The following is a 6098-nucleotide window of genomic DNA, read 5'->3' on the forward strand; positions in this document are numbered from 1 at the left end:
CCCATGCAAGACACCTACGTGCTTACCCTGTCCTGCCAGGACAAGCCTGGCATCGTGCATGCCGTCTCGGGCTTTTTGCTCGAGCTGGGCGGCAACATCGAGGAGGCGGCGCAGTTCAACGACCGCGACTCGGGGCGGTTTTTCATGCGCGTGCAATTTACCTGCCCGGGCCACAGTACCGAAGCGCTGCGCGCAGCCGCGAATGACTTTGGCCAACGCCACGCCATGGCCTGCAGCCTGCACCCGTGGCGTGAGCCGATGCGAACCGTCATCTTCGTCAGCCAGCAGGGACACTGTCTGAACGATCTGCTGTTTCGCTGGAAGAGCGGTTTGCTGCGGCTGGACATCCGTGCCATCATCAGCAACCATCGTGACTTCTACCAGCTGGCCGCCAGCTACAACGTGCCCTTCCACCACATTCCGGTCAGTGCGGCCACCAAGGCCCAGGCCGAAGCGCGCCAGCTCGAGATCATCGAACAGGAGCGGGCCGAACTGGTCGTGCTGGCGCGCTACATGCAGATTCTGTCGGATGGCATGTGCGAACGGTTGGCCGGGCGCGCCATCAATATCCATCACAGCTTCCTGCCCAGCTTCAAGGGTGCCAAGCCTTACTACCAGGCGCACGAGCGCGGCGTCAAACTCATCGGCGCTACCGCGCACTACGTGACGGCCGACCTGGACGAAGGCCCGATCATCGAGCAGGACGTGGCGCGCGTGGACCACAGCATGACGGTGGAGGATCTGACGGCGATCGGCCGCGACACCGAAAGCCAGGTGCTGGCGCGCGCCGTCAAGTGGCACAGTGAGCACCGCGTGCTGCTCAACGGTCAGCGCACGGTGGTTTTCCGGTAGGCGCCGCGCGGGGCCGCAGCGCCGGGCCTGCCGCCGGTCTGCGGTCCGCTGGCTGTCAACCGCCCTGCACGTGCTCCCCTGTGTGCCTCCCGCCGCCGCCATGCCACCTCGTATCCCGCCCATCCAGTGTCTGCTGACGTTCGAAGCACTGGCCCGCCTGCGCAGTGTCACACAGGCAGCCGACGAACTGTGCGTCACCCCCAGCGCGGTCAGCCACCGCATTCGCCAGCTGGAGGAACAGCTCGGCGTCAAGCTGTTTGGCCGCGCCGACTTTTCCCTCACCACCGAAGGCAGCGAATACCTGGCCCAGGTGCGCGAGGCGCTGGCGGCGCTGCAGCGCTTCCCCAGCCGCGGTGCCACCCCGGGGCGGCGCAAATTGCGGTTGGCCGTCACACCCACCTTCGCGCGCTCCATACTGATGCCGCGCCTGCGCCAGTTTGCCGAGGCGTACCCCGAGATCGACCTGACGCTGCAGGTCAGCATTCCGCTGCTGGACGTGGTGGCCGAGGACGCCGATCTGACCATCCGCTTTGGCACCGGGCGCTACCAAGATGTGGAGTTCACCTGCATCCTGAAGGATGAGGTCACGCCGCTGGCCAGCCCCGCTTTCGTGCGCGAGCACGGCCCTTTCGAACGCCCCGAAGACCTGGAGGGTGTGCCGCTGCTGCGCAGCCCGCTGGAGCCATGGCGCACGTGGTTTGCCGCCCATCACCTGGACTGGCCCGAACCGGCCGACGGCTCACAGTTCAACGACATCGGGTTGATGTGCGACGGCGCCGCCGCTGGCATGGGCGTGGCGTTGGTGCGGCTGAAGCTGGGCGCGCCGTGGCTGGACAACGGCACGCTGGTGCGGCTGTACCCGCACACCGTGCCCAGCCCGCACGCGCACTACCTGTGCTGGCGCGCCGGGGCCATGGAGCGCTGGGAATGCGCCACGTTTGCGGCCTGGCTGCGCCAGGCCGTCAGCTGAGCCGCGCCGCGCGGCGCGGCAGTGTGGGCGGGGGCTTACTCGATGCGGATGCGCTTGCCGACCACCCCCACCTTCTTCGGCAGTGTCAGCGTCAGCACACCGTTTTCGAATTTCGCCGTCGCGCCGCCCTCGTCCACGTCACCGGGCAGCGCAAAGCTGCGCGACACCGCGCCGAAATAGCGCTCGCTGTGCAGCACCTTCTCGCCTTCGCGCTTGACGTCCTCTTGCTTGACCTCAGCGCTGATGGTCACCACATTGTTGTCCACCGTGACGTGGATCGCGTCCTTGTTCACCCCCGGCATTTCGGCCGAGATGGTGTAGGCGTTGTCCGACTCGGAGATATCGACCTTGATCTGCTGCGGCAGCGGATCGCCATGCAGCGGCCGGATGTAGAAGCCCGGCGCGAGATCGCGGAAGAATTCGTCGAACAGGCTCATGCGACGCGGAATCAGGTTGCTCATACGGAAGTGCTCCTTCGGTTGTCCGTGGAGGACTTGTCCTGCCGTTGACCACCGCCTCCACGCCAGCGGTCACGGCCAGCGTTGCTGCTCTAACCCCACCGTGGGGGTACAGCGCAGCGCTTTCAAGAGCCGGCTCGACACCTTTGACGGGGGGTCGCTGCCGCAACCCTCACCCGAAGTGCTCACCCGCAACCGGCTACGCGGCTCGGCGCGGACGGAGCGGCCCGCCCGCCAGCGGCCACACCCATACGCGCGGCACTCAGCACATAGACAAGACTGCCACCGTGCGCTCACCCTAGCGTTGACGCAGCGCAAAGGCCCGCACTGCGCGCGCAATTGAACCGGCGTCACAGTCGAGTGCGCGATTTTTCACCGCGACCGGTGCACCCTGACCTACACTGCAGGCATGAGTCTGATCGATGCCACCACCCACGATGCCGCCGCCCGCGCCGCCCGCCAGGCCGAAGTGGTGCGCGCTCTGTCAGCCGTGTTGCCACCGCACGCCCTGCTGTGGACGGACGAGGACACCACCCCCTACGAGTGCGACGGCTTGACCGCGTACCGGCAGCGCCCGCTGGCGGTGGCGCTGCCCGAGACCGAAAATCAGGTGCAGGCGCTGCTGCGCGCCTGCCATGCGCTGCAGGTGCCGGTGGTGGCGCGGGGGGCGGGCACCGGCTTGTCCGGCGGTGCCATGCCGCACCCAATGGGCGTGACGCTGTCGCTGGCCAAATTCAACCGCATCGTGTGCATCGACCCGCTGGCGCAGACCGCCGTCGTACAAGCTGGCGTGCGCAACCTGGCCATCAGCGAGGCGGCGGCCCCCTATGGCCTGTACTACGCGCCCGACCCGAGCAGCCAAATCGCCTGCACCATCGGTGGCAACGTGGCCGAAAACTCCGGCGGCGTGCACTGCCTGAAATACGGCCTGACGCTGCACAACGTGCTGAAGGTGCGCGGCTTCCTAGCTGACGGGGAACCTATCACGTTCGGCGGCGACGCGCTGGACGCGCCGGGGCTTGATCTGCTGCCGCTGGTCATTGGCTCGGAGGGCATGCTGGCGGTGGTACTGGAGGTCACCGTGCGGCTGCTGCCGCGCCCGCAGCTGGCACGCTGCATCATGGCCAGCTTCGACGATGTACGCACCGCCGGTGACGCGGTGGCGGCGGTGATCGCGGCCGGCATCATCCCCGCCGGGCTGGAGATGATGGACCGGCCGATGACCGCCGCGGTGGAGGATTTCGTGCACGCGGGCTACGATCTGGAGGCGGCTGCCATCCTGCTGTGCGAATCCGACGGCACGCCCGAGGAGGTGGCCGAGGAGATCGAACGCATGAGTGCGGTGCTGCGCGCGGCCGGTGCCACGCGCATTGCCGTCAGCCGCGACGAGGCCGAGCGACTGCGCTTCTGGAGCGGGCGCAAGAACGCCTTTCCAGCCAGCGGCCGCATCAGCCCCGACTATATGTGCATGGACTCGACCATCCCGCGCAAGCGCCTGGCCGACATCCTGCAGGCCATCGCCCAGATGGAACAGCGCTACGGTCTGCGCTGCGTCAACGTCTTTCACGCCGGCGACGGCAACCTGCACCCGCTGATTCTGTTCGACGCCAACGACCCCGATCAACTGGCACGCGCCGAGCGCTTCGGCGCCGACATCCTGGAGACCAGCGTCGCCATGGGCGGCACCATCACTGGTGAGCACGGTGTCGGCGTCGAAAAGCTCAACAGCATGTGCGTGCAGTTCACCCCCGAGGAACGCGAGCAAATGCTGGCAGTCAAGCGCGCGTTCGACCCGGACGGGCGCCTGAATCCCGGCAAAGTCATCCCGACCCTGCACCGCTGCGCCGAATACGGGCGCATGGTGGTGCGCGGCGGGCAGCTGCCGCACCCGGATCTGCCGCGTTTCTGAAAGAGGTGTCGATCGCGGGATGATGGTTGCGTGGGCCGCAGTCCGTTGCCCGCTCCACGCCGAGTGGCGATGAAGCCTCTTGCGGCGCGGCCACGATGGGGAGCCGAGCATCCGTGGTGTGGCCGGCCCGTCTACCAGGCCCTGCGCATGCGGGCGGTGGGCGTGCCGTCGCGCTGCCCAAGCCATCGAGCGCGTCACCGCCGCTGCCCGCTTGCGCTACAGTTGCCCCCATGCAGCCGCTGCCGCGCGACCCCTGGCCTCCGCACCTGAGCGCCGCGTTTTTCGACGCCTTGCAGCCACAGGCACCGCTCTCACCCCCAGGCGGAGACGACGCGCGCGAGTGGCTGCCTGCACTGCTGCAAGCCCTGTCCGACGGTGCGCTGCTGCTCGATGCCGGGCTGCGCTGCGTTGTCGCCAACGCCGCAGCGCAACCGTTGCTGCGTCCTGGCGTGGCCTGGCAGGACGTGGCCGGCCGGTCATGGCACGAAACGGTGGCCGAGGACGCACTGCAGGCGCTGCTGCCGTGGGTGGCTGCGGCGCTCCATGGCCAAGCCGGACAGACCGTCCTGCAGCGTTGTGACGCCGGCGGGATGCGGCCCTGGACGCTACAGGTACGCCCGTGCGGGGGCAGCCCTGACGAGCCGGCTGGTTTGCTGCTGCTGGCGCGCGCCGACGACAGCGCCCCGGCGCTGCAAGCCGCCGCCGCGCGCGAGCAGGCGCTGCGCGAGCGGGTGCAGCAGCAAGACGCTGCCCTGGCCGCCCAGCAGACGCGCTGGCAGGCGCTGTCGTCGGCGCTGCGCGACGCGGCCATCGTCTTTCTGGACCCGGCTGGCCACATCAGCGACTGGCCGCCCAGCGCCGAACGGCTGCTCGGTCACCCGGCGGCAGCGGTGCTGGGCACGACACTGGCAAGTGACGGCGCCGCGGGGCGCAGCCCGCTGCCCGCCGACACCCCGTTGGCGCTGGAGCGCGCGGCGCTGCTGGGTCAGGCCGAATCCACCGGCTGGCTGCAGCGGGCTGATGGCAGCGCGCTGTGGGCGCACATGGTCTTCACCGCCCTCGCCGACGCCGACGGACAGCCACTGGGCACCGCCTGCCTGATCCGCGACATGACCGAAGTCCGGCGGCTGGAGGAGCTGCTGCGCGAGCTCAACCAGGGGCTGGAGCGACAGGTGCAGGAGCGCACCGCCGCGCTGCAGGCTGCGCTGCAGGACCTGGAGTCGTTCGCCTACTCCGTCTCGCACGATCTGCGCGCGCCGCTGCGCCACATCACCAGCTACCTGCAACTGCTACGCGAAGATCTGGGCGCCCCGCTGTCGGATGCCGTGCAGGAGGATCTGCGCACCATCGAGGACGCCGCCACCCGCATGGGCCAGCTCATCGAGGGCCTGCTGGCGTTTGCCCGCCTGGGGCGCGCCGCGCTGCAGCGCCAGCCGGTGCCGATGCGGGAGCTGCTGCTCAGCAGCGTCAACCGCGTGCAGCATGATCCTGCGCTGCGACGCGCCCCCGGCGAGTGCGAGCTGATCCTGCCCGAGACGCTGCCAGTGGTAGACGGCGACCCGCTGCTGCTGTCGCAGGTGTGGGACAACCTGCTGGGCAACGCCTTCAAGTACAGCCGCCCGCGCCGCCCCGCGATCATCGAGGTCGATGGGGGGGTACAGCCCGCCCCCGGCGGCGGCCACGAAGCCATTTTTCGGGTGCGCGACAACGGCGTCGGCTTCGACGACCGCCAAGCGCCCAACCTGTTTGGCGTGTTCCAGCGCCTGCACCGCGCGCAGGATTTCGAAGGCACCGGCATCGGGCTGGCCCTGTGCCGCCGCATCGTCGAGCGCCACGGCGGCCGCATCGGTGCCACCGCACGCCCCAACGCGGGCGCCACCTTCTGGTTTACGCTGCCGCTGGCTGGCGC

General features: G+C 69.0%; 5 protein-coding genes. 4 read left to right on the plus strand and 1 reads right to left on the minus strand.

Going from position 1 to position 6098, the window contains the following annotated elements; all coding sequences use genetic code 11:
- Positions 1 to 3: 3 nt before the first annotated feature.
- Both purU and V7Z54_RS09285 read left to right on the plus strand, forming a co-directional pair.
- Positions 4 to 852: a formyltetrahydrofolate deformylase gene (gene purU / locus V7Z54_RS09280; protein WP_334136068.1), complete on the plus strand. Its 849-nt coding sequence runs from the start codon at positions 4 to 6 to the stop codon at positions 850 to 852.
- A 100-nt stretch (positions 853 to 952) separates the two neighbouring features.
- Positions 953 to 1822, plus strand: coding sequence for a LysR substrate-binding domain-containing protein (locus tag V7Z54_RS09285; protein WP_334136062.1), 870 nt, complete (start codon positions 953 to 955; stop codon positions 1820 to 1822).
- A 35-nt stretch (positions 1823 to 1857) separates the two neighbouring features.
- On the opposite strand, the gene V7Z54_RS09290 is transcribed toward V7Z54_RS09285, so the two are convergent.
- On the minus strand, positions 1858 to 2283 hold the full coding sequence (locus V7Z54_RS09290; RefSeq protein WP_334136064.1) for an Hsp20/alpha crystallin family protein: 426 nt from the start codon (positions 2281 to 2283) through the stop codon (positions 1858 to 1860).
- 406 nt (positions 2284 to 2689) lie between these two features.
- Here V7Z54_RS09290 and V7Z54_RS09295 point away from each other — a divergent pair, with 406 nt between their 5' ends.
- Together V7Z54_RS09295 and V7Z54_RS09300 are read left to right on the plus strand one after the other, a co-directional pair.
- Complete coding sequence (locus tag V7Z54_RS09295; protein ID WP_334136065.1) at positions 2690 to 4189, plus strand: FAD-linked oxidase C-terminal domain-containing protein; 1500 nt, start codon at positions 2690 to 2692, stop codon at positions 4187 to 4189.
- A 230-nt stretch (positions 4190 to 4419) separates the two neighbouring features.
- Positions 4420 to 6098, plus strand: a 1679-nt coding sequence (locus V7Z54_RS09300; protein WP_334136066.1) for a sensor histidine kinase, incomplete at its 3' end; no start/stop codon positions are given.

This window comes from Tepidimonas sp. (assembly GCF_036824975.1).
GTDB lineage: Bacteria > Pseudomonadota > Gammaproteobacteria > Burkholderiales > Burkholderiaceae_C > Tepidimonas.

What these genes read in the sequence shown, in the direction of transcription:
- purU (WP_334136068.1), top strand. Translation starts at nt 4, where the DNA reads ATGCAAGACACCTACGTGCTTACCCTGTCCTGCCAGGACAAGCCTGGC.
- V7Z54_RS09285 (WP_334136062.1), top strand. Translation starts at nt 953, where the DNA reads ATGCCACCTCGTATCCCGCCCATCCAGTGTCTGCTGACGTTCGAAGCA.
- V7Z54_RS09290 (WP_334136064.1), bottom strand. Translation starts at nt 2,283, where the DNA reads ATGAGCAACCTGATTCCGCGTCGCATGAGCCTGTTCGACGAATTCTTC.
- V7Z54_RS09295 (WP_334136065.1), top strand. Translation starts at nt 2,690, where the DNA reads ATGAGTCTGATCGATGCCACCACCCACGATGCCGCCGCCCGCGCCGCC.